The 25351-nt window shown below is 63.1% G+C and carries 18 protein-coding genes, 1 tRNA gene and 2 pseudogenes; 9 read left to right on the top strand and 12 right to left on the bottom strand.

Annotation, left to right across the window (positions count from 1 at the left end):
• Positions 1-6: 6 nt before the first annotated feature.
• A complete protein-coding gene (locus tag QW861_RS09600; RefSeq protein WP_315751069.1) occupies positions 7-1485 on the bottom strand; it encodes a DUF4173 domain-containing protein in 1479 nt (492 codons plus the stop codon).
• A 214-nt stretch (positions 1486-1699) separates the two neighbouring features.
• On the opposite strand from QW861_RS09600, the gene QW861_RS09595 reads away from it, so the two are divergent.
• Positions 1700-3067, top strand: a complete 1368-nt coding sequence (locus tag QW861_RS09595) for a glycoside hydrolase family 3 N-terminal domain-containing protein (protein WP_315751071.1) — start codon at positions 1700-1702, stop codon at positions 3065-3067.
• 14 nt (positions 3068-3081) lie between these two features.
• On the opposite strand, the gene QW861_RS09590 is transcribed toward QW861_RS09595, so the two are convergent.
• The 3 genes from QW861_RS09590 to QW861_RS09580 form a co-directional block, all read right to left on the bottom strand.
• Positions 3082-3369, bottom strand: coding sequence for a hypothetical protein (locus QW861_RS09590; RefSeq protein WP_315751129.1), 288 nt, complete (start codon positions 3367-3369; stop codon positions 3082-3084).
• A gap of 131 nt (positions 3370-3500) precedes the next feature.
• Positions 3501-3692 carry a DUF3072 domain-containing protein gene (locus QW861_RS09585; RefSeq protein ID WP_315751073.1) on the bottom strand — a complete coding sequence of 64 codons (192 nt, stop codon included), beginning with the start codon at positions 3690-3692 and terminating at the stop codon, positions 3501-3503.
• A gap of 440 nt (positions 3693-4132) precedes the next feature.
• A complete protein-coding gene (locus tag QW861_RS09580) occupies positions 4133-4666 on the bottom strand; it encodes a hypothetical protein (protein WP_315751075.1) in 534 nt (177 codons plus the stop codon).
• Here QW861_RS09580 and QW861_RS09575 point away from each other — a divergent pair.
• Both QW861_RS09575 and QW861_RS09570 read left to right on the top strand, forming a co-directional pair.
• Positions 4656-5216: a type 1 glutamine amidotransferase domain-containing protein gene (locus QW861_RS09575; RefSeq protein WP_315711823.1), complete on the top strand. Its 561-nt coding sequence runs from the start codon at positions 4656-4658 to the stop codon at positions 5214-5216. The two genes, QW861_RS09580 and QW861_RS09575, sit on opposite strands and share 11 nt — an antisense overlap.
• A gap of 285 nt (positions 5217-5501) precedes the next feature.
• Positions 5502-7784 carry an FdhF/YdeP family oxidoreductase gene (locus QW861_RS09570; protein ID WP_316192961.1) on the top strand — a complete coding sequence of 761 codons (2283 nt, stop codon included), beginning with the start codon at positions 5502-5504 and terminating at the stop codon, positions 7782-7784.
• Positions 7785-7798: 14 nt separating this feature from the next.
• On the opposite strand, the gene QW861_RS09565 is transcribed toward QW861_RS09570, so the two are convergent.
• Together QW861_RS09565 and QW861_RS09560 are read right to left on the bottom strand one after the other, a co-directional pair.
• Entirely contained in the window at positions 7799-9292 is a 1494-nt protein-coding gene (locus QW861_RS09565) for an HWE histidine kinase domain-containing protein (RefSeq protein ID WP_315712612.1), read from the bottom strand.
• A gap of 13 nt (positions 9293-9305) precedes the next feature.
• The gene (locus tag QW861_RS09560; protein ID WP_409977885.1) at positions 9306-15566 is read right to left on the bottom strand and encodes a HAMP domain-containing protein; all 6261 of its coding nucleotides are present in this window, start codon (positions 15564-15566) and stop codon (positions 9306-9308) included.
• Positions 15567-16273: 707 nt separating this feature from the next.
• Here QW861_RS09560 and QW861_RS09555 point away from each other — a divergent pair.
• On the top strand, positions 16274-16465 hold the full coding sequence (locus QW861_RS09555) for a hypothetical protein (protein ID WP_315711826.1): 192 nt from the start codon (positions 16274-16276) through the stop codon (positions 16463-16465).
• 171 nt (positions 16466-16636) lie between these two features.
• On the opposite strand, the pseudogene QW861_RS09550 reads toward QW861_RS09555, so the two are convergent.
• Positions 16637-17650: pseudogene (locus tag QW861_RS09550) on the bottom strand (SDR family oxidoreductase).
• Positions 17651-18126: 476 nt separating this feature from the next.
• Between QW861_RS09550 and QW861_RS09545 the strand changes: the two are divergent.
• On the top strand, positions 18127-18486 hold the full coding sequence (locus QW861_RS09545; RefSeq protein WP_315827632.1) for a PRC-barrel domain-containing protein: 360 nt from the start codon (positions 18127-18129) through the stop codon (positions 18484-18486).
• A gap of 84 nt (positions 18487-18570) precedes the next feature.
• Here the strand turns inward: QW861_RS09545 and QW861_RS09540 are convergent, their stop codons facing one another.
• Positions 18571-18846: a hypothetical protein gene (locus QW861_RS09540; RefSeq protein WP_315712614.1), complete on the bottom strand. Its 276-nt coding sequence runs from the start codon at positions 18844-18846 to the stop codon at positions 18571-18573.
• Positions 18847-19112: 266 nt separating this feature from the next.
• Positions 19113-19268, bottom strand: coding sequence for a hypothetical protein (locus QW861_RS09535; RefSeq protein ID WP_316192960.1), 156 nt, complete (start codon positions 19266-19268; stop codon positions 19113-19115).
• Positions 19269-20045: 777 nt separating this feature from the next.
• Here QW861_RS09535 and QW861_RS09530 point away from each other — a divergent pair.
• The 4 genes from QW861_RS09530 to QW861_RS09515 all read left to right on the top strand — a co-directional run bounded on the left by QW861_RS09530 (position 20046) and on the right by QW861_RS09515 (position 23398).
• Entirely contained in the window at positions 20046-20279 is a 234-nt protein-coding gene (locus QW861_RS09530) for a hypothetical protein (protein WP_316172797.1), read from the top strand.
• 127 nt (positions 20280-20406) lie between these two features.
• Positions 20407-22443 (top strand): acyltransferase family protein, encoded by a 2037-nt coding sequence (locus QW861_RS09525; RefSeq protein WP_316172796.1) that lies wholly within the window; start codon positions 20407-20409, stop codon positions 22441-22443.
• Between the two features lie 148 nt (positions 22444-22591).
• Positions 22592-23065 carry a hypothetical protein gene (locus tag QW861_RS09520; protein ID WP_316172795.1) on the top strand — a complete coding sequence of 158 codons (474 nt, stop codon included), beginning with the start codon at positions 22592-22594 and terminating at the stop codon, positions 23063-23065.
• 120 nt (positions 23066-23185) lie between these two features.
• Positions 23186-23398 carry a hypothetical protein gene (locus QW861_RS09515; RefSeq protein ID WP_315711835.1) on the top strand — a complete coding sequence of 71 codons (213 nt, stop codon included), beginning with the start codon at positions 23186-23188 and terminating at the stop codon, positions 23396-23398.
• A gap of 83 nt (positions 23399-23481) precedes the next feature.
• Here QW861_RS09515 and QW861_RS09510 read toward each other — a convergent pair whose 3' ends face one another.
• The 3 genes and pseudogenes from QW861_RS09510 to QW861_RS09500 form a co-directional block, all read right to left on the bottom strand.
• Positions 23482-23643, bottom strand: a complete 162-nt coding sequence (locus tag QW861_RS09510) for a hypothetical protein (RefSeq protein WP_316172794.1) — start codon at positions 23641-23643, stop codon at positions 23482-23484.
• 402 nt (positions 23644-24045) lie between these two features.
• Positions 24046-24780: pseudogene (locus QW861_RS09505) on the bottom strand (FkbM family methyltransferase); the annotation flags it as partial.
• 131 nt (positions 24781-24911) lie between these two features.
• A tRNA-Arg gene (locus tag QW861_RS09500) sits at positions 24912-24988 on the bottom strand.
• Positions 24989-25351: the final 363 nt, after the last annotated feature.

Below are 25351 nucleotides of genomic sequence, written 5' to 3'. Positions count from 1 at the left end.
GAGGCATCAGCTTGGTTTCTGCGACACAGGATGTGTATCGAGATAGCGCTGCAGGCGCCAGCCGCGAAAACTCCAGGATCGCCAGGACGCCATGCTGCTTTCCTGTTGCTCAAGGAGCCGATCACGGTCGCTGGCCAGCCCTCGGTCCGTCGGTCGCAACAGCATCGCCCGCTCGATGGCCGGCAGTGCCTCGGGCCCGAGCCAGACGAGATAGGAGCCGTCGATGAGAGGGCCGCTCTGTCCCGCCTCACGACTATGGGAGACATTGAAGTCTGCGATCGGCCGGTCGAAATTGATCAGCGCACAGCCGTAGATGGTCGCCGAGAGCACCAGCAGGTTCATACGGATCAGCCATGCGTTGGACTTGTCGAGAGCGATCCTGAGCACGATGAGGATCAGGCCGATCGCGACCAGGATCATCCATATCAGGGCCGCGATTCGCCAATAGGTCAGAGCATAAGTCTCGATATACATGTGAAGCCGTTGAATCGAGGACACGACCAGCATCACGTTCTGAGCCACCCAGAGATAGACCAGCGGCCGGACCAGTCGCGACTCGTTTGCCGTGGTCTTGGAGCGGACGGCGACGATGACGAAGGCAGCCGCGAGCAGCGCCGTGACGATCAAGGGGTAGGCGCCTCGGTGCGCATAGGTCGCATAGGTCATGCCGTCCGGAAGCGCAGCACGTCCCCACAGATATGCGCCGTCGAGCGCCGTCTGGAGGGCAAACAGGATGTTGAACAGGATCAGCGCCCGGATCACGGTTTCAGGGCCGAGCACGGTCGTCAGGATTGACGGCTGATCGGGCTCGCTTTCGATCGGCGGGCTCGAGGTCGTGGTCCGCTCGCGCCAGCGAAGGTTGACGAATGACCAGACCATGGACAACGTCACGAGCCAGAAGATCGCGTGCCCCATCGTGAGTTGGGAGGCGACGCGCTCGGGACTGAGGACGGCGAACCACCGCTCAATGACCGGATTGGCTGCTGCGAACAGAGCCAAGAACACGCAGCCGAGTGCCAGCGGGATGCTCCAGACAACGAGAGTTCGCGTGATCATGTTCGTGCGCAGCGTCACGATCGCATCAGGTATCAGTCGAAACGGCCCGATCAGGAGCAACTGCCGCGCGGCGGTCAGCGGAAGCCGGAAGCCGCGCGCGGATCGGTTGGTCGCCAGCGTGATAGCCGACAGCGTCGTGAGCAGCAGGACAGGAAAAGAAAGCAGGTTCAGCTCCTCGATGGCGGGAGCCAGGCCGGCAACGAAGAGAACTGCAGCTCCGACCAGACGGTTTCGATCGGTCTTGGCAAGATTGGCGAGAATGCTCGCCGCGGCGAGCGCGGCGAAAAACAGCGGGAATGCCAGGCCGATCGGCCGGCCGTTGTAGAGCAGCGTGTCGGCGAGGCCGACGAGACCGGCAGTGATGGCGAATTTGAGCCACATGGAATCGGGCGCGACGGGCGCAGCCGTCGGCTCGGCGAGAGTCGTCATGGAGGAATCCTTGGTTTGGGTCATCGTTCGGGCCGGGAGGCACAAGCCGATGAGCCAAGCATGACGCCTGCCCATGCAGCAGCTCACGAGGGGATCTGCAGCATTTCAGGATTTGTTTGCAGATTTCGTGCAGACGCGATTCCACATCTGGCGCAGGGAAAACGTGATTGTTACGGCAATGGCCGTCTTTCCCCTCGGATGATCGGCTGCACACATGCTCGGACGTATCAGGACCGCGGTTCTCTGGATCCTTGCTCTGCTCTTCATTTTCGTCACGCTGAACAGCAACGAGCCCTATCTGGTTCGGCTGCGGGGCAGCGGCCACGCAGCCCTGCTCCTCATCGGGCTTGCCGTTCCGCTGCTGCTGATGCTCGGCGGTCGGTGGCGGCGGGGGCCCGCCGGACGCGCTCTGGTCGTAGCATGGTGCGTTCCGCTGATCATGCTGACGTCGACGCAGTTCATGTTTGCCTGGCGCAAGTACGAGACGTTCCGGACGCCCCCCGACGTGGCGCATTTGCTCGGCCGGCATTTCATCGTCGGTTACACGGCCGTCGATGACGCAGCCGCGTTGGCCCGGCAGGGGTTGATCGCGGGCGTCTATGTGACACACCACAACATCCGCGGCCGGACCGAGCTTCAGCTGCGCGCCGAGATGGCGCGATTGCAGGACGCGCGCCGGAGTGCCGGGCTGCCGCCTCTGCTGGTTGCGGCGGATCAGGAGGGAGGCGCCGTCGCACACCTGTCTCCGACCCTGCCGAACATGCCCGGCCTCGCAACGCTGGCCGATCTGCCGGCCTCGCGGCGCGCGCAGGATGCGTTCGCGATGGGGCGCGCCCAGGGTGAGGCTCTCGCGGCTGCCGGCATCACCTTCAATTTGGCTCCGGTCGTCGACCTTCGCCCGAGCTGGACACGCAACCGACTGGACTTTCACACCTTGATCGGCCGCCGCGCGATCTCCAACGATCCCGCGGTGGTTGGCGACATTGCGCTCGGTTACGTCCGTGGCCTGGAAGCAAGCGGTGTCCGCGCGGCCGTCAAGCATTTCCCTGGTCTGGGGCGCGTCGCAGCCGATACGCATCATTTCTCGGCACAGCTCGGCACGCCGGCAGATGTCTTGGAACGGTCGGATTGGCGGCCGTTCCGACAGGTGCTGCAGGGCTCGCACGCGGCAATGATGGTCGGTCACGTGACGGTCGATGCGATCGATCCAGAGCGGCCTGCCTCACATTCCAAAGCCGTGCTCGAGGGACTCATTCGCGGCCGCTGGAACTATCCGGGCGTGATCGTGACGGATGATATCGTGATGGGGGCGATCTACGGCCGCGATCTCTGCAAAGCTGTCGTGGAGGCTCTCAACGGCGGCGCCGATCTGTTGCTGGTGGCCTATGACGGCACCCAGTTCCACCGCGCGCTCGCCTGCGCCAAGGAGGCTCTGGCGGAAGGACGCATCGACCTCGATGCAATCAGCAGGAGCGATGAGCGACTGAAGCGCTGGGCGCCGACGGTTGGCAAATCACAGCCGTCGAATGTGTCTACGGTTATGCAACAGCCTGGAGGCGTGCATCAGAAAATCGTGGACTGAATGGCAGCGAGCCCTCAGCGCGGGCCATTGCCGGTCCAGTTACGCCAAGCGACATTCGAGAGGCTTCGCAGGTCGGTCGCCAGCGGGCGTCGCGTCTGCTTGTCGTGCTGAGCGATGAGGTGCTCGGATTCGCGGATCTTGACCTGGAGTTCCGCAACCTGCCGCTTGGTGTGTTCAAGCGCCTTCGCATCGGCGCTCTCGCCCACCGTGAACCGCGCCGTCTCGATCTGTTTCAAGGTCGCGCGATTCTTTTTGAGCTGGGCGCGATGCCAGGCAACCTTGCTGTCACTGTCCGCAACCATGGTGGACTCCCGCGAAATGCTGCGGAGACTAAACGACCGATTTCTGATTCGCGACAGCTTCGGACCGGCATCGCCAACATTGGAATACCGATCTGCCGGCCCATCGTCCTGGTGAGTCGAATACGTCCGGTTCAATCCAACCCTGCGGCGCGTCTCATCTCATCAATCAGTTCGGACGCTTCAGCCTTCGTCATCTCCGCTCGCGTGGGATCGGATCGGCCAGCCTGCTCGCTGAGCGTTCTCAAGTAGGAAGCTTGGGCATCCGTCATCGGATCGGCTCCGGAAACCCAGTCCTCGGGATCTTTCTGCAGCTGTTCGGCCATGGGGATCTCCCGTTGTTGCCCGGCTTCAACGGGAAAGCTTGCAAAGTGTTCCTATTTTGTTCTATTGTGCGATCCTACTCTTGCTCGGGTGCTTCATGCGCGATCTATGTGTGGTTCGAGCCGAAATCGACCGTATGCGTCTCCGGGTCGGGCGGCAGCGCCGTGAAATCGTGCAGCTACGGCGAGCTCGGGCCTCGACGGCGGCCGCCGAAGTGCTTTTGCACCACATGTTGGAGACGCTTGACCGGCTGCGGCAACAGCGAGAGCGGCTCAAGCTGGAGGAAGCGAGCCGACTGCCTCGCAAGCAGCGCGGCGCCCGGCGCGCATGAGAGGCTGGCGGTAAGGCCGAGCGATCCGCCGCTCGTCCGTAGTCCGATGATCAGGCCAGGAACCGACATGGCCGACGATCACCTGAGCCGCAAATGCCAACCTGCGCCGGGTCATGAGGACGTCCGCATCTTCAATTTGGCCGGTGAGGAGAAAGATTGGTCGGTAGTCCGGCTCCCTCGATCAGCATCGGGCGTGTGAGCTTCGGGCAATACGATGTCCGGCGGCGCGGCGGTAAGCTCTTCCGGTGTGGCCTCGCATGATTTGATCTCGAAATTGTTGTCGAGGATTTTCTCGCCATGCGTGCCGAGCGTGATGAGATCGGCCTGTTCCGCGGCCTCCCAGACCTCGCGCTCGGTGCGAAACGGGCGGGTCATCTGTTCGTCATTCTCAAACAATGCGTAGGGCACGAGCGCCTCCAGATTGCGATCCGCCGATGCAGCGATGCCGTGCCGCTCGACGCCGCCCATCCATTCAAGGCAGGGACGTCCAAACAAACGGCGCCATAGGCAGGCTGGTTCCACCCAGGCGAGCGCTGACTCGATCGACCAGTTGTGACGATCCGCCTGGCCTGCCAGGCGGAACATGGAGGCCGGCGCGAGGTTGCCGGCGGTGTCGAATGGCCAGGAGAGTCCAATGGATATCAAGGGAAAGAAGATCGCGATCCTCGCAACCAACGGGTTCGAGCAATCCGAGCTCGAAGTGCCGCGCGATCGTCTCAAGCAGGCGGGCGCGACCGTCGAGATCATCTCGCTCGCGCCGGGCGAGATCAAGGGCTGGGATGAGAAGGACTGGGGACGGACCGTCAAGGTCGACAAGACGTTGGACCAGGCGTCTGCTTCGGACTACGACGCCGTCGTGCTGCCGGGCGGTCAGATCAATCCGGATCTGCTGCGGCTCGAGCCGAAGGCGCTGCGGTTCATCAAGGAGATCTTTGAAGCCAAGAAGATCGTTGCGGCGGTCTGTCATGCGCCGTGGCTCCTGATCGAGACCGGAATTGCCAAGGGGCGAAAGATGACGTCCTACAAATCGATCAAGACGGACGTTGCCAATGCCGGCGCGCATTGGCAGGACGCGGAGGTCGTGGTCGATCAGGGCGTGATCACCTCGCGCAATCCCGGAGATCTGGAAGCCTTCAGCGCCAAGATCATCGAAGAGGTCAAGGAAGGCCGCCATCTCAAGCGCAGCGCGGCTTGATGCTGAGATCGGAAGCCGGGAGAAAACCCGGCTACCTCAGTGGGACGGGCCCAGCGCCCGAGGGGTCGAACGCCGGGCCGCAGTCCACACGGAGTGCCTCCAGCGAGATGGGGGAACGCCGCCAGAGGCATGGAAATGACTCGAGGCGGGCCGGGTCGTTCCCAATTCCTAGCGCGGACCTTCGCCCGCGGGACTTCGACGATAGCCTCGCAACGTTCAGTGAGGAATCGGAACTTCGCTGCTCATCCCGGGTTTGCCGCTTTTGAACAGGCCGCGGAGAGCGTCGTGAGCGAGAAAGCAAAAATCCAGGACTACAGGGCTCCGGCCGGCGGATGGGGTTCGGTGCACGCGGTCGCCAGCATCCTGACGCAGGAGGAGGTGACCCTGCTTGGCAGCGAGATCCTGTTGAAACAGAACAAGCCAGGCGGCTTCATGTGCGTCAGCTGCTCCTGGGCCAGGCCGGCAAAGCCGCACCCGTTCGAATTCTGCGAGAATGGCGCCAAGGCGACCGCGTGGGAAATCACCGGCAAGACAGTCGGACCGGAGTTCTTTGCTCGGCACAGTCTGACAGAATTGCGATCCTGGTCGGATCATCAGCTCGAAGAGCAGGGGCGTCTTGCTCATCCCATGCGCTATGACGCTGCGGCGGATCGCTATGTTGCCGTGAGCTGGGACGAGGCCCTTCGCGACATCGGGGCGGAGTTGAACAGGCTCGATCCACGCTCGGTCGTCATGTACACGTCGGGCCGGGCCTCGCTCGAGACGAGCTACATGTATCAGCTTTTCGGCCGCATGTACGGCACCAACAATTTTCCCGACAGCTCCAACATGTGCCACGAATCCACATCAGTTGCTCTGCCGGAGGTGATTGGCGTCCCCGTCGGTACGGTGCTCCTTGAGGATTTCGACAAGGCGGATTGCTTCTTCTTCTTCGGCCAGAACACGACCACCAACTCGCCGCGCATGCTGCATCCGTTGCAGAAGGCGGCACAACGCGGCGTGCCCATCATCACGTTCAATCCGCTGCGGGAGCGTGGGCTGGAGCGCTTCACCAATCCGCAAAATCCCATTCAAATGGTGCTGACGGGGGGAACGCGGATCAGCACGCAGTATCATCAGCTGCGCATTGGCGGCGATGGTGCGGCGCTACTCGGATTGTGCAAGGCCGTGATCGAGGCGGATGATGCCGCGGTCGCGACCAAGAGCCCGCCCGTGCTCGATGTCGCCTTCATCGAGCGGCACACGTCCGGCTTCGAAGCTTTCGCAACCTGCTGCCGGCAGGCGTCGTGGAGCGATATCGAACGCTCCTCCGGCCTCACGCGCGGCGCCATTCTGGAGGCTGCCAAGGTCTATGCAGGCTCGCACGCCGTGATCGCCAATTATGGGATGGGAATAACCCAGCATCGGCATGGCGTCGAAACCGCGAAGATGATTGTCAACCTGCTGCTGTTACGCGGCAACATCGGAAAGCCGGGGGCCGGCATCTCGCCGGTTCGTGGCCATTCCAACGTTCAGGGGCAACGCACCGTCGGCATCTCCGAGAAGACCAAGTTGGTGCCGCTCGACAAGCTTGCCGAGCTCTATTCGTTCGAGCCGCCGCGTTGGGACGGTCTCAGCACGGTCGATGCCTGCCAAGGCATCATCAAGGGGGACGTCAAGGGCTTCGTCAGTCTCGGCGGTAACTTCCTGCGCGCCGTCCCTGAACGCTCGCTGATGGAGCCGGCGTGGTCGAAGCTGCGGCTGTCGGTGCAGATCGCAACCAAGCTCAATCGCAGCCACATCGTCCCAGGCGAGGTGACCTATCTGCTGCCGTGCCTCGGCCGCATCGAAATCGACCGGCAGGCAGGCGGAGATCAGGCGGTCTCGATGGAGGACTCCACCACCTGCATTCACGGCTCGCGCGGGCAGCGCCAACCCGTCGCAGAGACCCTGTTGTCGGAACCAGCCATTGTCGCCGGTCTCGCCAAGGCCACCCTGAAGCCAAATCCGCGCGTCGATTGGGATGCCTGGGTGGGCGACTACGCGCGCGTCAGAGACGCGATCGAGCGGACCTATCCCGAGCAGTTCAAAGACTTCAACAAGCGCCTGTTTGAGCCCGGCGGCTTTCCGCGGCCGCTTGGTGCCCGCGAACGCAAATGGAAGACGCCGACCGGCAAGGCGAACTTCACCGTGCCCAAGGCGGCGCTCAATCCGCCGGAGGAAGGCAATGGCGTTTACCAGCTGATGACCTTGCGCGCCGACGGCCAGTTCAACACCACCATCTACAACGAGGACGACCGGTTTCGCGGCGTCACCGGTGGCCGTCAGATCGTCTTCATGAACGCGAGCGACATGGCTGATCTGGGCATCAAGCAGGGCGAGCCGGTTCGGCTCTCGACCGAGGCCGATGACGGCGTGGAGCGCTCGCTGGGCGGGCTCCAGGCAGTGGCGTTCGACATTCCGCGCTACAGCGTTGCGGCCTACTACCCCGAATGCAACGGATTGATTCCGCTATGGCACTACGCGGAAGGGAGCAAGGTGCCCGCCGCCAAGTCGATCCCGGTCCGGATCTCGCGCGACATGGCCTGAGCTATCCGGAGCGGTCAGCCAGCAGCCCGTTGTCGTGCGTCGCCCGGCGCCGCCGTTGCGCAAGGGCTCGTGATCTCCGGCGGGGTCGCGCCGGGGCGGAGCGGGACGACCAGCCGGCACACCAATCCCTCGGGACGCCAGTCGAACGAGGCGCGCCCACCGAGCTGGCTTTCCACACTGGCCATCAGGCTGCGCGTGCCGAAGCCGCGCGAGGTCGGCGCGCGCACCAAGGGACCGCCGGTTTCAATCCAGATCAGATCCAGGCGCTCATCCTCGATGCTCCATTTGACCGAGAGATGCCCGGAGCGGACCGACAGCGCGCCGTATTTGGCCGAGTTTGTCACCAGCTCGTGCAGCGCCAGCGCCAGCGTCTGCGCGGTCGCAGGCTCAAGCTGCAGATCGACGCCGTCAAAGGCGACTTGGCCGCCGGTTGCATAGGGCGCGAGCTCTTCGGCCACCAACCTACCTATTTTCGCACCTTCCCAGCTTGATAGCGAGAGGATGGTGTGAACGCGGGCCAGTGCGCTGATGCGCCCCTCTACCGCGTTGACATAGGTCTTCACGCTGTCGGCTTTGGTCAGGCGAACGATCGACTGAGCCAAGGTCAGCGCATTCTTGGCACGATGATCGACCTCGCGGGTCAGCAGGTTCTGGCGTTCCTCGGCGCGCTTGCGCTCAGTGATGTCGATCGTGACCCCGCTGACGCGGACCACGCGGCCGGTCCTGTCGGTGGTCGCCGCGGCCGTTCCCACGCACCACCGCTCTTCGCCATCGGGCCGGTGGATCCGGAACTCAGCCTCATACGACGTCGCGCCACGGCTGAATTCCGCGACCACCTGGCGGGCGCGCTCGGCATCCTCCCGGTGCAGCAGCGCCATGATGTTCACGGTGTTCAGCTCGAAGTTCTGCGGCGTGACGCCGAAGATGCGGTACTGCCCCTCGTCCCACATCCAGTCGCCATTGACACCGTCCCAGTCCCACGAGCCCATCCTGCCGGCCGCGATCGCCATGCTCCGACGCTGCTCGCTCTCGACGAGCTTTGCTGTCGATCGCTCAAGCTCGGCGGTGCGGGCCCGTACCCGGTCCTCCAGCTCAAGGTTCAGATGTTCGAGCTCGCGTGTCTTGCGATAGAGCTCGGCAAAAACCTTGATTTTGGCGCGCAGCACCTCCGGCACGACAGGGACCGGCACGTAGTCGACGGCGCCCATCTCATAGCCACGAAGGCGATCGAAGTCGCTCACCTGGATGGCGGAGATAAAGATGATCGCAATCTTCTGGAACCTCGGATGCTCACGGATCATTTGCGCCAGCTCGAAGCCGTCGAGCTCAGGCATGCAGACGTCGACGAGAATCACCGCGATCTCGTTCTTCAGCAGAATTTCGAGCGCCTCGCGACCAGACGTGGCGACTACGAGGTTTTCGCCGAGTTCCTTCAGGATGACCTCGTAGGCCAGCAGCTTCGCCGGCTGATCGTCGACCAAGAGGATGTTGACCTTCGCATGTTCCATCATGATGAGCCGTTCAGCGGTGCAGCCACATGCGGATCGCAAGAAGCAGCTGCTCGGTGTTGACGGGTTTTGCCAGATAATCGGAGGCGCCAGCTTCGAGACACTTTTCGCGGTCTCCCTTCATGGCTTTCGCGGTCAACGCGATGATGGGGAGCCGGACGAAGGCGGGGTTTTGCCTAATGACGCCGATCGTCTGATAACCATCCATCTGCGGCATCATGATGTCCATGAGGACGATCGCGATCGCGGGATTGCTCTGCACCAGGTCGATCGCTTCGCTCCCGGTGGTGGCCGTCAGCACTTTCATGCCGCGGCGTTCCAGCACGCTGGAAAGAGCAAAGATGTTGCGGGCGTCGTCGTCGACCAGCAGCACCGTCTTGCCGATCAGATCCTCGTCGGAACTGTTCAGCTTCTCGAGCATGCGCTGCTTCTCGAGCGGCAGTTCCGTAATCACGCGGTGAAGGAACAACGACGTCTCGTCGAGCAGCCGCTCCGGCGATTCCACGCCCTTGACGACGATGCTCCGCGCCATCGTATGCAGTTCCGCATCCTCTTCGGCCGACAATTCCCGCCCGGTGAAGACGACCACCGGAACGCTCGACAAGAACTCGTCGGAGCGCAATTGATCGAGCACGTCGAACCCGCTCATGTCGGGCAGCCGCAGATCGAGAACCACGCAGTCGCACGGTGCGCTGCGCAGCGTCTCGAGCGCCGCAGCTCCCGTATCCGCCGCGATGATCTCGATGTCGTCGTGATCCAACAGCTGGCGGATGCTGAGCTGCTCGGCCGCGTTGTCCTCCACGATCAGCAGCCGCTTGCGTCGCGGCTTCGCGTATTCCTTGATCTGCGACAGGGCCGCGCTGACGCCTTCCGTTGTCGTGGGCTTGCTGACGAAGGAGAAGGCCCCACGCGCCAAAGCGTGCTGGCGGTCTTCGTCGAGCGTGATGATCTGCACCGGGATGTGCCGCGTCAGCGGATTATGCTTGAGCTGGCTCAGAACGGTCCAGCCGAGCATGTCCGGCAGGAAGACGTCGAGAGAGATCGCGGCCGGTTGATACTGTTTGGCGAGATCCAGCGCCTCGGCGCCGCGGCTGGCGGTCAGGACCTTGAAGCCCCGGTCGCGCGCGAGGTCGATCAGGACGCGCGCGTAGTGTGGATCGTCCTCGACCACGAGCAGGATCGTATCGCCGGGTTCGAGATCGAGACGATCGTCCGGCGGGGGCTCGATCCCGCGCTCTGGCGCGGCCGCTTGCTGTAGGGCTGGAGGTTGAACGTAGGGAACGGGCGATGCCGGACTGACGCGCGGCGCCGTTGCGGGACCTGAATATTTGAGCGGCAGATACAGCGTGAAGGTGCTGCCCTTGCCGGGGGCGCTCTTGAGGTGGATCTCGCCGCCCAGGAGGTTGGCGAGCTCGCGGCTGATCGCGAGCCCGAGACCAGTGCCACCATATTTGCGGCTCGTGCCGGCATCCGCCTGCTGGAACGCCTCGAAGATCAGCTTCTGCTTGTCTTGCGGAATGCCGATGCCGGTGTCCGAGACTTCGAACGCGATCACGGCCGGTGCCGTGTTGAGCACCGGATGTTCTGCGCTCCATCCGCCGAGCGCCGCAGACACCTTCAAGCGCACCCCTCCTTCGGCGGTGAACTTGAAGGCGTTCGAGAGCAGATTCTTCAGCACCTGCTGCAAGCGCTTGGAATCCGTGACGATGCTACGCGCAAGGTTCGGGTCGACGTCGATGTTGAAGGCGAGCAGGCGATTTTCCGCCTCGTGGCGGAACGGACGCCCCACGGTCTCCAGGAGGTTGGTGGTGAGGATCTCCTCGGCATCGACCGTCACGGTGCCGGACTCGATCTTCGAGAGATCGAGGATGTCGCTGATCAAATTGAGCAGATCGGTGCCGGCGCCATGGATGGTGCGGGCGAACTCGACCTGCTTGAGGGTGAGATTGCCGTCCGGATTCTCGGTCAGCTGCTGGCCGAGGATCAGGATGCTGTTGAGCGGCGTGCGCAGCTCGTGCGACATGTTGGCGAGAAACTCGGACTTGTACTTGGACGTCAGCGCGAGCTCGGTCGCCTTTTCCTCGAGCGCGCGGCGGGCCTGCTCGATCTCCTGGTTCTTGCGCTCGACCTCGACGTTGCGCTCGGCGAGCTGTTGCGCCTTCTGCTCGAGCTGCTCGTTGGTCTGTTGCAGCTCGCGCTGCTGGGTCTGAAGCTCCGCGGCGAGCTGCTGCGACTGCTTCAGCAGTCCCTCGGTCTGCATCGTGGCTTCGATCGAATTGAGCACGATGCCGATGGAGTCGGTGAGCTGCTCGAGGAACGTCATCTGCGACGTCGTGAACGGACTGAGCGACGCCAGCTCGATCACCGCCTTGACCTGGTTCTCGAACAACACCGGCAGCACCACGAGGTTCTTAGGGACGGCGCGGAGCAGGGCGGAGCCCACGGGGATGACGTCGGATGGGATCTCCGAGACCAGCCGCTGGCGCTTGTCGATCGCGCATTGCCCGATCAGCCCCTCACCGAACTGGACGTGCGTCCGGTGAGGATAGATGCCGTCATCGGCGTATGAGGCGAGCAGGCGCAGCTGTGGCGCGGACTCGGTCTCGACCTGGTAGATCACGCCGCGGTGGGCGTTCACCAGCGGCGTCAGCTCGGTCAGCAGCAGGCGGCCAACGGTGGTCAGGTCGCGCTGGCCCTGCAGCATGTTGGTGAACTTGGCGAGGTTCGTCTTGAGCCAGTCCTGCTCGGTGTTGAGGTCGGTGGTGAGCCTCAGATTGGTGATCATCGTATTGATGTTGTCTTTGAGCTCGGCCACCTCGCCGCGGGCATCGACCTGGATGGAGCGGGTGAGATCGCCCTTGGTCACGGCCGTTGCGACCTCGGCGATGGCGCGCACCTGGGACGTCAGGTTGGCCGCGAGCAGGTTGACGTTGCCGGTCAGGTCCTTCCACGTGCCGGCCGCGCCGGGCACGTTGGCCTGGCCGCCGAGCCGGCCCTCGACGCCGACCTCGCGGGCCACGCTCGTCACTTGGTCGGCGAAGGTCGCCAGCGTCTCCGTCATGTTGTTGATGGTGTCGGCGAGCGCTGCGACCTCGCCCTTCGATTTGACCGTGAGATTCTGCTTGAGATCGCCGTTGGCGACGGCGGTCACGACCTTGACGATGCCGCGGACCTGCTCGGTCAGGTTCGCGGCCATGAAGTTGACGGTATCGGTGAGGTCTTTCCAGGTGCCGGCAACGCCCGGCACCTGCGCCTGTCCGCCGAGCTTGCCTTCGGTGCCGACCTCGCGTGCCACGCGCGTCACCTCGCCGGCGAAGGCGTTGAGCTGATCGACCATGGTGTTGATGGTGTTCTTCAGCTCCAGGATCTCGCCCTTCACGTCGACGGTGATCTTGCGCGACAGGTCGCCGCGCGCCACTGCCGTGGTCACCTCGGCGATGTTTCGGACCTGCGTGGTCAGATTGGCCGCGAGCAGGTTGACGTTGTCGGTCAAATCCTTCCAGGTGCCGCCGACGCCGGGCACAACGGCCTGGCCGCCCAATCGGCCCTCGGTGCCGACCTCGCGCGCGACCCGCGTCACTTCGGCCGCGAACGAGCGCAACTGCTCCACCATCGTGTTCAGGGTGTCCTTGAGCAGCAGGATCTCGCCGCGCACGTCGACCGTGATCTTCTTCGACAGGTCGCCCCCGGCGATCGCGGTCGCGACCTCGGCGATGTTGCGGACCTGCGCGGTCAGGTTCGAGGCCATGAAGTTGACGCTGTCGGTGAGGTCCTTCCAGGTACCTGCGACTTCGGGCACTTCGGCCTGGCCGCCCAGCTTGCCTTCGGTGCCGACCTCGCGCGCCACGCGCGTCACCTCCGATGCGAAGGCGTTGAGCTGATCGACCATCGTGTTGATGGTGTTCTTCAGCTCGAGGATCTCGCCCTTCACATCGACGGTGATCTTGCGCGACAGGTCGCCGCGCGCCACCGCCGTGGTCACCTCGGCGATGTTGCGGACCTGCGCCGTCAGATTGCCGGCCATCGAGTTGACGCTGTCGGTGAGATCCTTCCAGGTGCCGGCGACTCCGGGCACGTTGGCCTGGCCGCCGAGCCGGCCCTCGGTGCCGACCTCGCGGGCGACGCGCGTCACCTCGCCCGCGAAACGGTTGAGCTGATCAACCATCGTGTTCAGCGTCTCTTTGAGACTCAGGATCTCGCCGCGCACGTCGACCGTGATCTTGCGCGACAGGTCGCCGCCGGCGATGGCCGTCGCCACCTCGGCGATGTTGCGCACCTGCGCCGTCAGATTGCCGGCCATCGAGTTGACGCTGTCGGTGAGGTCCTTCCATGTGCCGGCCACACCGGGCACCTCGGCCTGGCCGCCGAGCTTGCCGTCGGTGCCGACCTCGCGCGCCACGCGCGTCACCTCACCGGCGAAGGCGTTGAGCTGGTCGACCATCGTGTTCAGCGTCTCCTTCAGCTGAAGGATCTCGCCGGAGACGTTGACCGTGATCTTCTTCGACAGGTCGCCCTTGGCGACGGCGGTGGCGACCTCCGCGATGTTGCGGACCTGTCCGGTCAGGTTCGAGGCCATCGAGTTGACGCTGTCGGTCAGGTCCTTCCAGGTGCCCGCGACGCCGCGCACCATGGCCTGCCCGCCGAGCTTGCCCTCGGTGCCGACCTCGCGGGCGACGCGGGTCACCTCGCCGGCGAACGCGTTGAGCTGGTCGACCATCGTGTTGATGGTGTCCTTCAGCTCCAGGATCTCGCCGCGCACGTCGACGGTGATCTTCTTCGACAGGTCGCCGTTGGCGACGGCGGTCGTCACCTCGGCGATGTTGCGGACCTGCGCCGTCAGGTTCGACGCCATCGAGTTGACGCTCTCGGTGAGATCCTTCCAGGTGCCGGCAACGCCGAGCACGTTGGCTTGGCCGCCGAGCCGACCGTCGGTGCCCACCTCGCGCGCCACGCGCGTGACCTCGCCGGCGAACGCATTGAGCTGGTCGACCATCGTGTTCAGCGTCTCCTTCAATTGAAGGATCTCGCCGGAGACGTTGACCGTGATCTTCTTTGATAGATCGCCGCTGGCGATGGCGGTCGCGACGTCGGCGATGTTGCGGACCTGTGCCGTCAGGTTCGACGCCATGAAGTTCACGTTGTCGGTGAGATCCTTCCAGGTGCCGGCAACGCCCGGCACCTGCGCCTGGCCGCCGAGCTTGCCCTCGGTGCCGACCTCGCGCGCCACGCGCGTCACCTCGGATGCGAAGGCGTTGAGCTGGTCGACCATCGTGTTGATGGTGTCCTTCAGCTCCAGGATCTCACCGCGCACATCGACCGTGATCTTGCGTGACAGGTCACCGCGGGCGACCGCAGTGGTGACGTTGGCGATGTTGCGGACCTGAGCGGTGAGGTTGCCGCACATCGCGTTGACGGAGTCGGTGAGGTCCTTCCAGGTGCCGGCAACGCCGGGAACGATGGCCTGACCGCCGAGCTTGCCGTCGGTGCCGACCTCGCGGGCCACGCGCGTCACCTCCGACGCGAACGAGCGCAGCTGGTCGACCATCGTGTTGATCGCCTCCTTCAACTGCAGAATTTCACCACGCACGTCGACCGTGATCTTCTTCGACAGGTCGCCATTGGCAACCGCGATCGTCACCTCCGCGATATTGCGGACCTGGCCGGTGAGGTTGTTGGCCATCGAGTTGACGCTCTCGGTCAGGTCCTTCCAGACGCCCGTGACTTCGGGAACCTGGGCCTGTCCGCCGAGCTTGCCCTCGGTGCCGACCTCGCGCGCCACGCGGGTCACTTCGGACGTGAAGACGCTGAGCTGCTTGATCATCGTATTGACGATGGTCGCCGACTGCAGGAACTCGCCGCCCAGAGGCCGGCCATCGACATCCAGCTTCACGGTCTGCAGGAGGTCGCCTTGGGCCACGGCGGCGACCGCGCGAGTCACCTCGCGCGTGGGCCATAGAAGATCGTCGATCAACGTGTTGATCGAGCTCTCCATATCCGCCCAGGAGCCGCTGGCGATGCCGAACCGCACGCGCTGGCGCGTCTTTCCCTCGCGTCCCACGACCTGGCCGACGCGCTCGAGCTGCTGCGCCATCCGCTCGTTGGCTGCAATGATCTCGTTGAACGTGTCAGCGATTTTGCCGTCGATGCCGAGATAGTCGCCGCTCATGCGCACGGAGAAATCTCCGGAACGCATGGCCTGGAGGACGCGGAGCAGATCCTGGCTGGCATCGGCCGCCTCGACTCCGTTGCCGTGGCGACCGAACCCCTGGCGCATGGGCATCGCACCGGCAGCAGCATCATCGCTCATCAAGTTCCCCCAAGTCAGAATCGTCTACCATCAAGAATCTGAGACACTTATGACGGGCGGCATAGAAGCCGCGGCAACTAATCAAATCAAGCCGGGAGGCCGATTTCTCCGGCTGATGGAACCGGCATTTGCCGGCACAAATGGCTCAACTCCACTCCAGGCGGAACGTTCCAGAATTCTTTTTCTCTCTTGCGAGGATGAGCCATTCTCTCTTGCGAGGATGAGCCATCCCTTTCCGGAACCAAGCCAGAGATTAGCCTTCGCTGGTCGTGCCGAGGGGTTACGAGAAGCACGATTCTCAACTCAGTGTCGTGGCCGCCTTCATGGTCGTCCACCGCCAAGTCCCGCGGCCCGGGAGCGACGGGCGATGCGCCCGCCAGTTCCGCAACGCTCCGACCGCAGCGCAGCAAGTAGCGGGTGCAGCGGGGACCTCGTTGTTCGGAGCGCGGGATGACAATGCAGTCCAGGGCTGCGCCGCGATCCCGAAGGGGAAGAGGTCAGAGAGTCAGCAAACCACGGCAGAGCGTTGTGATGCTCGGTCTCACGACCATCTTGCAACTTGGAACAGAACGTACTGCTCCCCGCTTTCGATAGAGAACTGCCGACAGTTCCATGATCATCAATATCGTGTAACACGATTGCATCGGCGCGCGGCGCCCACCAGCTAAATTTGTATGAAACAATCAGATCTTTTCAGAGAGAACGCGGACAACTGCCTCCAGCTTGCGGAGCGCACGCAGGAAGAGCCGGCCTTCCGGCGCTATCGGCGCATGGCCCAGGGCTGGAATGCGCTCGCCCTCCAGCAGGACTGGCTCGACGGCGAGATTGCGCCGCTCGGCGAGCCGAAGGCTGCGCGGCACGAGTAACCAATCAGAATGCAGGAGCGTCCGATGACCCCACGAACGATTCTCATTGCGCTACTGACTGCGTTCAGCTTGGCGTCGGCTGTCGCTGCGTTCACAACCATCCGTCAGGTGCATACGGAAGCGTATTCGCTTCCGCAGCCTGTCACCCGCATTTGAGCGAGGCGGGCGGCTTCAGGGCTGCCCGGACCCTCCCGAAGACCCATAGACCTGCCCGTTGGCGTAGCTCGCGTCCGCAGCGGCCAACTGGACGTAGATCGATCCAAGCTCCACCGGCTGGCCAGGACGACCGAGTGGAGTCTAACCACCAAATTTTTCGAGTTTCTCCATAGTGGCCCCGCCTGAGACCTGAAGGGGCGTCCAGATCGGCCCGGGAGCGACGGCGTTCACGCGAATGCCCTTCGGCCCGAGCTGTTTGGCCAGGGACTTCACGTAGTTCATGGTCGCCGCCTTGGTCTGCGCGTAGTCATAGAGGTCGGGAGAGGGATCGTAGGCCTGCTCGGACGAAGTGCCGATGATGACCGATCCCGGCTTCAGATGGGGCAGGGCGGCCTTGATGATCCAGAACGGGGCATAGATATTGGTTTTCATCGTCGCGTCGAAATCTTCGGACGAGACATCCAGGATCGACTGGCGTGCCTGCTGCCGCGCGGCGTTGTTGACGACGATGTCGAGTCCGCCCAGCGCTTCGACGGCCTGTTGCACCAGCCGCCGGCAGAACTCCTCGTCGCGCAGATCGCCGGGGATGGCGACGGCCTTTCGCCCCTCGGCCTCGATCAATGCGATGACCTCCTGCGCATCCGGCTCCTCGGTCGGGTAGTAGTTGATCGCGACGTCGGCTCCTTCCCGCGCGTAGGCGATGGCGGCCGCGCGTCCCATGCCGGAATCGCCTCCAGTGATCAGCGCCTTGCGCCTGGCGAGACGCCCGGAACCCTTGTAGCTGGTCTCACCGTGATCCGGCCGCGGCGACATCTTGCTCGCAAGACCCGGCCAGGGCTGCGACTGGTGTTCGAACGGCGGCTTCGGATATTTGTCCTTGGGGTCCACGAGCGGTTCGGGCGGGGTTGAATTTGCGGCCATCGTCTCGCGTCCTTTCGCTGTTGCCGAGGTCAGCGATGCGGCCGCAAGTGTTGCGGTGCCTCCGACCATCTCGCGGCGGGACATCGACGTTGTGCGATCGCCTGCCATGCGGTGTCTCCTCTCGAGGGACGTGGTCAACGGCCTGAGACCGCCAACGTTTCATTTGGATCGCTGAAAGCACCGTGTCGCGCGCCAGATGCACTGGTCGGCTCTGCGGCCTGTTGGCTCAGGGAGGAACGAACAGGCGCGGCCCGCGTCGTTTTCGATCGAATCGGAGTGGCGTCGGCACTATCCAATCCGACGCCCTGCGTGGATTACCAACCAAGGAGAGCCATCCGATGGCGCAGCAAGGCCAAGGCATCGTCAGGACAGGACGCGGGGAGGATCAGCCCGCCGACAAGGAGCGTGCGCAGCAGGTTCATAGGACCACATCTCCCGATGCTCCGTCCCGCGAGGCGACACGTCATCCCGAGCAGGACAGTAACCCGTCGGCGAGTGACTGAGAGCCCTTCAGGCCCTTGGGAACGGCCGGTGACGGCCGAACGTTATCGATCCATTAGCACCGGGAGGATCACGTGACATCGATGCTCGATGAACGCGAATATGGCAACCTGATTGGAAGCGACAAGGTCGAAGGCACGGCCGTCTATGGCGCCGACGACACCAAGATCGGCACCATCGAACGCGTGATGATCGACAAGCTCAGCGGGCGGGTCTCGTATGCCGTCCTGGGCTTCGGCGGTTTCCTCGGGCTTGGCAATGATCACTACCCGTTGCCCTGGCAATCCCTGAAGTACGACACGCGACTCGGCGGCTACGTTACCGGCGTGACCGAAAACCAGCTGCGGGGCGCGCCGAAATATTCCGACGAGCGTGAGTGGGACTGGGGGGATGCCGGGGCGGGGCGCAAGGTCGACGACTATTACGGCGTCCAACTCGCTTAGGACCGCCGACCTCGTTCATTGCGCTGGCGAGGCTGCCGACGAACCTCGCGTATCGCGGCCTTGTCCGCGACCCCCGATGAAATCTCAGGCGGCCGGCGGCTGAGCGCCGTTTTCGGCCGCCGATCCAGCCATCATGCTGCGGCGGCTCGATAGCCAGATCGGAATCTCGCGGTAGCAGGTGCCTTTTTCATTCATCTCTGCGACCGTCCACCGGCTCGGATGCCGTTCCTTGCCGACGAAGACCCAGTCATCGGCGATGGGGGGCGGCTCATTCGGCCTTGTCCTCAGCCATGCCGAACGGGCTCCCTTCGGCAGGCGATCCTGCTTCATCTGATAGAGATCATATACTGGTGAACGCATGACGCTACTCGTCCTCAAGCAACCGCAATTCTCAACACCCTCAGCGTGTCGCGTCGTCGCGGCGGAATTGTGGGAGCGGCGCGGCCAGGCTGTGCAAAAGCACGATCAAGCCTGTGATTGACGGCATCTGCCATATTCTTCGCGTGGGGCGTAGCGCTTCGAAAAGGCGACGCGCGGGGCTGTTCAATAACCCCGCGAGTCGGGACCGACGCCGATCGCGTCCGGCAATGAAGAGTCGCCAGCCCGCGACCGGTTGACTGATCAAATCAGAAGAAGGCGTAGCTGAGATCGAGACCGTAGGTGGCGTGGAGGATGAAGCCAAACGCCGTGGCGCCGCAGAGCATCAGGATCGTGCGCAGCGTCTCGGAGTCGATACGGGTCTCTTCGAGATGGGTCGGGAGAGCCTTGATGAGTGTTGTCATTGTGGGACCTCTGTACGCGAAACGAAGACGGAGAGTGAGTTATGAAAAGTATATCCGAGGTTGTTAGATCCCGTTTCTGGGAGGTGGTTTTTGTAGAGTCCCAGAAGAGTTCTAATTGTGAAAGAGGAACCCAGCATCGTGCAGTTTTTGGGGCAAAGTTGCGGAAAGTAAATGATTAGTAAATTAAATCTGAGGTTGATATTAGTTGCGTGCAGTATTGTTGCACGTCTTGGCTGTTGAAAGAAGTTGCCAGGTTGCGGAGACGCGGCGCCGCACGTTTTTAAGCTTAATTCCTTCAGGGAGGCTGTTTGAGCGTGCTCAGCCTGTGCGGCCCGGTGCCGATGAGCACCGTCCGGGCCACGGCGCCAGTGCGGTTGCAAAAGCAACTCTAAGTATAGAGGCAGCTCACCTCGACCTCGGCCAATTTGTGGCGAGGTGTTAACGGCGATGGCGATGTCGCCACTCGCTCGCCGGGTTCTTTGGCATGACTGGTATCATGTGGGTGGTGACGACGGAAGCCGGTCGCCGAAATCTCGCTGGCGGGTGTGCTGATCATACAACAGCCCCACCATCATCGAGCGGGGATCGCACGGACGTCTCGTGTCGAGCCCAGTTGAGGCGCCAGCATGATGGGCAGTTCATGAATCATGATGGAGGAAGCGCGCGTGGCATGCCCGCCCTCGGTGATGAAGGCGCGTTGCTAGGCTTGAGCAAGAAGAGAAGGCCCAAGGTTGAGCAGTTACCGACACCCGAGCGGCCGTCGGGTCGAAGGCTGCGTTGGGCAGCGCGCGCGAGCGCGGCGCATGGATCTGGCTTGCTCGCAAGGTGGGCCTGGACGGATGCTGCGCGTTCTCGCTGCTCTGTCGAGCTCTCGATCACCGTCCCCATGTCGGTACCGGGATGTCGCGACCGATCGCCAATCCTGCCGATGCGAAGCGGATGACGCCGCAGGCGGAATGGGCGCCGGCCGTGCCCGCTATCCTCCAGCATCCCCGCGTGATGGGCTCCTGAGGCGGTGCGGCAATTCGGATACACCAACCAACAACGGTATTTCCGTGTGTTTCTGAACGTTGCAATTCATTTTGGAACATGTCAGCAGGTAACCTGTTAGGGCGAACGGCCCGCCCAGGCTGCCAGCATGACGCGCACAAAGGTTTTGGAATACCGGCCGGACATCGATTGGCTGCGCGCCGTAGCCGTGGTTTCGGTCATTGGATTTCATTACGAGCTGCCGGGCTTTGGCGGTGGGTTTGTCGGCGTCGACCTCTTCTTCGTCATCTCCGGTTATGTGATCTCCCGGCTCATTTGGACGGGCATTCAATCCGATTCGTTTTCCTTCATTGAGTTCTACGAACGGAGGGCGAGGCGGCTGCTTCCGGCGCTCTATTTGATGATCGTCGTCACCGGGATGGTCGCGTGGTTCTTGGCGCCTCCAGGCGACTACCGAATGTTCTTCGGAAGCGCGATCTCCACGGTGCTGTTTTCGTCGAACGTCTTCTTCTGGTCGCAGACCGGCTATTTCGATCTACCAACGATCGGGAAGGTTCTCATCCACACCTGGTCATTGTCGGTGGAGGAGCAGTTCTACTTCCTGTTTCCGGTCGTGACTTGGCTCTGGAGCCGGCTGTTTCCCGATCCAACGTCGAAGCCGTCGCTCGGGCTGGTCATCCTCGGAACGATCGCGCTGTGTGTGCTCGACGAGCTTTGGATCAAGCAATCGCCCTCGACCGCCTTCTACATCGCCCCGCTGCGGGCCTGGGAGTTCCTGATCGGAAGCATTGCGTTTTTCCTGCATCGATGGTCGCCGGTTGGAAGCGTGACGCGCCTGGCCTTCGCGGCCGCGGGCATGGTCTCCATGCTGCTTGCCGTGGTCATCTTCCGCGCAGAGACCCGCTTCCCGGGATTGCACGCGCTGGTCCCCTGTGTCGGTGCTGCGGTCTACATCGTCGCGTTCAATCAGGAGAAGGGCAGACCCGGGCTGCCATTCAGTGAGCTCGGAGCATTCCTCGGCCGTTTGTCCTACTCGCTCTATCTTTGGCACTGGCCGGTTTTCGTCCTCGGCAGGGCCGCGCTGCCGCTGGATGTGGCGACCTCGGCGGCAGCTACGGTTGGACTCCTGCTGTGCTCGCTGCTGCTGGCCTATCTGTCCTACGTCATCGTCGAGCGGCCTGCGCGCGCACGAACGGTATGGGGTGGCGTGCGTGGCTCCCCGGTGATCGCGGGCATTGCCGCCGTCATGGTCGCGGTCGGAGTTCACGGCGTCGCGCATGACGGCTACGCCGATCGCTTCCCGCAATCACAGGCACGAATGCTCCGGTACGATTCCCGGACGATGGAGCCGTTCTATCGTGCGCACAGCTGCTTCTTGCAGCCCGATGAGCCGGCATCGGCCTACGATTTCGAGGCGTGCCTGAAACCGGCTGCGAACAAGCGCAACATTCTGCTCGCCGGCGACAGCCTTGCCGCGCATTATGCCTGGGCGTTGCGCAGCTACCTGTCGTCCGATGCCTACCATCTTCTGCAGCTCACGTCAGGGGGCTGCCCGCCGTTCGTCGAGCTCAAGCTGAGCAGCTCGCGAAACTGTAACGACGTCAATCAGCTGCTGCGCGATCAGATCAAGGCGCACCGCTTTGACGCCATCATTCTTTCCGGCAATTGGCGCGCCTATCTCGAAACCTATGGCCGGCCTCCCGCACGGCGCGTCGACGGTTATTTGAACGCGCTGCTGGCGGTCGCTCAGGAAACGGGCGTTCCCGTTCTGCTGCTCGGTCCCTCGATCGAGTTTCCAGTTCCCTTGGCTTCGACGTTGTTCAACCATGAGCAGACGCACGTCCCGATCGGCAATTCGCTGGTGCCGAAAGATGCGTCGTTCGAGGCGGACGATCGTCTGAGAGAGATCTCCCGCGCGTATCCGCTCGTTCAATACGTTTCCATTCTCGACACGATTTGCAGCAAGAGGCGTTGTCCGCTGACGATTGACGCGGAAACCCCGATCGTCTGGGATACCATCCATTTCACCCCGGAAGGCTCGAGGTTCGTCGTCTCGCAACTCGCGCCGCAACTGGATGCCTTCTTGCGAAGGCTGGAGCAGCCCTCCGAGACCGGAACGAACGAGCTCATGGCTGGTGACGGTCCGGCGGCAACCCGGAACCTTGCCCCCTCCCGCGTTCAATGATGGAAGCGACCGAGCACGGGACCTGCGGGAGCCATGAACTTCGGCGGGTGTCGTGCGTTCGCCTGCCGTTGATGTCGGACATTGCCTTCGCGCGGCCGCGAAAGTGATCCAACGTCATCGCGTTCTCAAGCCGTTCGGGACGACACACATGAATCCGATCATCAAGGCGATGGCAGTGCTTGCGTGCGCCGCCTGCTGGAGCACCGCCGCGACGGCCCAATCGGTTCGCTGGAACACCTATAGGATCCCGGAGACCGGCACAACGGTCGACATTCCGGTCTCGATCTTCAGCGACACGGCGGGCCAACCCGAGGGCTACGGCCAACGCTTCCAGACTGCCGACGGCCGCGCCAATCTGACCGTGCAGTCGGTATCGAATAACGCGCGGGAGTCACCTGCGCGGTTCCTTGCCAGGAAGAACCCTCCGCCGAATATTCAATACAAGCGCGTCACCTCGCGATTCTTCGCGGTGTCGAGCTACAAGGGCGACTATGTCTGGTACAATCGCTGCAACTTCGTTGGCGGCTACGTGCATTGCGTGCTGATCAACTACCCCCGGGTCTGGGAGCGCGCTTGGGACGGCATCGTCACCCGCATCAGCCTGTCGCTGAACCGAAGCTGAGGGGGGCGCTTAGCGAAGTCTTCGGCTGGCGGCTTTGATCCACCTCAATGATACCGTCGGGCTCCTCTGAATAAGCTTCGGCTTCATTTCAGCCGCCGCTTACAGATGAGCCAGTCCTTCATGGCCGCAGCGTCCTTCACCGTACGGGCCGAAAGCGCCAGCGCGATCGCTACCATCAGGTGCCGCAGCGCGCAGGACGCGCTGCTGACGGCCAATGCCTATCTGCGTCTCGGCGCCGCCTGCGTCAGCATCGAGATGCCCGGCGGACAAAGCATGAGCCCGGACCGGCTCGATGCGCTGCTCAACGATTCTGGCGGGCGCATCGGCTTCTGAAATCGGGCGTCGGCCGCACCGCCACTCTTCCCTGGCGTGATCGCGACGGCTTGTGCGGGAGCATTCCGGGAGTGCGTCCAGGCTCAGGATGACGACGCTTCGACGCGGTCGTCGGGGAGCGCCGTCGGCCACGAGACATCGGTAATGTAGGGGCCGTACAGGACATCCTGGCGCCGCTGGTAAATGATCGTGAGGGCGACGGTGGCGATGAAACAGATTGCAGTCAAAATGGCTAGTTCGAACATGGTTCAACTCCATCGCCCAGCACGTGGCGGATGAAGGGCGTCGGCGTCAAATTGAAGCCGGCGTTAAGCTGAAGAGGAAAGCTTAATGCACGCGAGGCATCCTGCGTTGCAGGCGAACAGCCAAAGCAGAACCGCTGGGTCCGCGCGGCTGAACCTCGGGTCGAGAGTCCGGCCGCTCGGCGCGCGCTACTCAGCGACGGTCGGCTGACCGGTATCAAGCTCCGGAAACATCGCCCGGCAGCTCAGGCAATAGGATTCGAAAATAAAGCTCAGCAACGTGGACATCGGTAACCCCCATCAGTCGATGTGATGCTGGGCAACGTGCCGGGGGACTGTTTCAGGACGACTTCGTGCGCCCGGCGAAGTGGTTTCGATCGGTGCCAGGAAAGCTTCGTGGTCACAGGACGTCGGCGCGCGCACGCTCCTGAAGATGAAGTTGTTGCAATAGTCCTTCCGCTTCCAGAACCATTCGCCATCGGCGCGCTGATGGATTTCCGGGTCGAAGGCAGACAACGGAAGCAATCTCCCGCGGCTCAGGAATTGGCCCCGATAGCCGAGACTCCGCAGGAGCAAGAATGTCTCCTTCACCCTGTCGAGCGTCGCCAGGCGGCGGTCGCACTCGACCACGATCAACGGCCGGCATCGGCGCAAGGTGCGCTCGGCGCCGCGCAGTACGTCGAGTTCGGCACCCTCGACGTCGATCTTGATCGCAGAGACGTTTGCGGTGTCGGGGAGATAGTCGTCCAGCGACGTCGTCTGCACCTGGATCGCCTTCGAGGTCTCGGCGGGCCGGAGCAGCGAAGCTCCGGGCTGATGCCCTTCGGGAACGAACAGGGTTTTCCTGCTGGAGCACGAATAGACGGCGCGCGGTTCGACGACGACATTGTCGAGCGAGAACCGGGAGCAGAGCCGCGCCAATCGTTCGGCAAGATCCGGCTGGGGCTCGAAGGCGACGACCCGCCCCGGCGCCGACCACCGTGCCAGCCAGTAGAGAAAACTGCCCTTGTTGGCGCCGATGTCGCAGACGATGTCGCCGCGCCGGATGTGACGCTGCAACTCGGACAGCTCCGTCTTGTGGTCGCGGAATCGGGACCGCAGGATTCTGACCAGAAACCGGGATGCCTCATGTTTCGCCAACCGAGCCCCCCAACGCCATGGCTACGCGCCCGCCAAACGAGGGCGAGCTCGGGTGCGCACGCCCTGTCGTTCACGGCAATGTTTCAAAATGGACGAGTGGCGGGGCGCCAAGATGGCGCTGGCGTGGCGACTGGCGATCCCAGCAGGACTCGAACCTGCAACCCGCGGAGTAGAAATCCGCTACTCTATCCAGTTGAGCTATGGGACCGGCGTCGCGAGACGACTATCGCCCGGTGACCATCCCAAGATGAACGTCCGGAGGATGAGCGTCATGGGATGGGTGCCGAGGGCAAAGCCCGGCCGGCGCGCTTTCCATAGCACGGGTCATATGAAAAATCTTCCGTTTCGCCAAGAGCGGCCGAACCCGACGGAGGCCCGGCGAGACCAAGCGGAGGCGGAGGTGGGTCTATCGCCCCATTTGCGCGTCAGCGGCGCCGGATCGACGGCCGCCGCGGCTTGTCTGTATGCCATGTCCTGTGAATTGCCCGTTGATGAACAGATTTTCCTGTCGCATGTGCGTGCCGATGGTCGCGCCTGGGACGGGCCGCTCGCCGGTCCGCTGCAACCTTTG

This window comes from Bradyrhizobium sp. SZCCHNRI1029, from assembly GCF_032487555.1.
Lineage (GTDB): Bacteria > Pseudomonadota > Alphaproteobacteria > Rhizobiales > Xanthobacteraceae > Bradyrhizobium.
The sequence above is the reverse complement of the archived record's forward strand: the minus strand, read 5'-3'. Positions and strand labels throughout refer to the sequence as shown.

Bases quoted from the DNA above. Each gene is read 5' to 3' on its own strand.
- QW861_RS09520 (WP_316172795.1), top strand. From the start codon at position 22,592: ATGAATCCGATCATCAAGGCGATGGCAGTGCTTGCGTGCGCCGCCTGC.
- QW861_RS09595 (WP_315751071.1), top strand. From the start codon at position 1,700: ATGCTCGGACGTATCAGGACCGCGGTTCTCTGGATCCTTGCTCTGCTC.
- QW861_RS09525 (WP_316172796.1), top strand. From the start codon at position 20,407: ATGACGCGCACAAAGGTTTTGGAATACCGGCCGGACATCGATTGGCTG.
- QW861_RS09575 (WP_315711823.1), top strand. From the start codon at position 4,656: ATGGATATCAAGGGAAAGAAGATCGCGATCCTCGCAACCAACGGGTTC.
- QW861_RS09535 (WP_316192960.1), bottom strand. From the start codon at position 19,268: ATGACAACACTCATCAAGGCTCTCCCGACCCATCTCGAAGAGACCCGT.
- QW861_RS09565 (WP_315712612.1), bottom strand. From the start codon at position 9,292: ATGGAACATGCGAAGGTCAACATCCTCTTGGTCGACGATCAGCCGGCG.
- QW861_RS09590 (WP_315751129.1), bottom strand. From the start codon at position 3,369: ATGGTTGCGGACAGTGACAGCAAGGTTGCCTGGCATCGCGCCCAGCTC.
- QW861_RS09540 (WP_315712614.1), bottom strand. From the start codon at position 18,846: ATGCGTTCACCAGTATATGATCTCTATCAGATGAAGCAGGATCGCCTG.
- QW861_RS09560 (WP_409977885.1), bottom strand. From the start codon at position 15,566: ATGCGCCAGGGGTTCGGTCGCCACGGCAACGGAGTCGAGGCGGCCGAT.
- QW861_RS09545 (WP_315827632.1), top strand. From the start codon at position 18,127: ATGCTCGATGAACGCGAATATGGCAACCTGATTGGAAGCGACAAGGTC.
- QW861_RS09555 (WP_315711826.1), top strand. From the start codon at position 16,274: ATGAAACAATCAGATCTTTTCAGAGAGAACGCGGACAACTGCCTCCAG.
- QW861_RS09510 (WP_316172794.1), bottom strand. From the start codon at position 23,643: ATGTTCGAACTAGCCATTTTGACTGCAATCTGTTTCATCGCCACCGTC.
- QW861_RS09585 (WP_315751073.1), bottom strand. From the start codon at position 3,692: ATGGCCGAACAGCTGCAGAAAGATCCCGAGGACTGGGTTTCCGGAGCC.
- QW861_RS09515 (WP_315711835.1), top strand. From the start codon at position 23,186: ATGGCCGCAGCGTCCTTCACCGTACGGGCCGAAAGCGCCAGCGCGATC.
- QW861_RS09600 (WP_315751069.1), bottom strand. From the start codon at position 1,485: ATGACGACTCTCGCCGAGCCGACGGCTGCGCCCGTCGCGCCCGATTCC.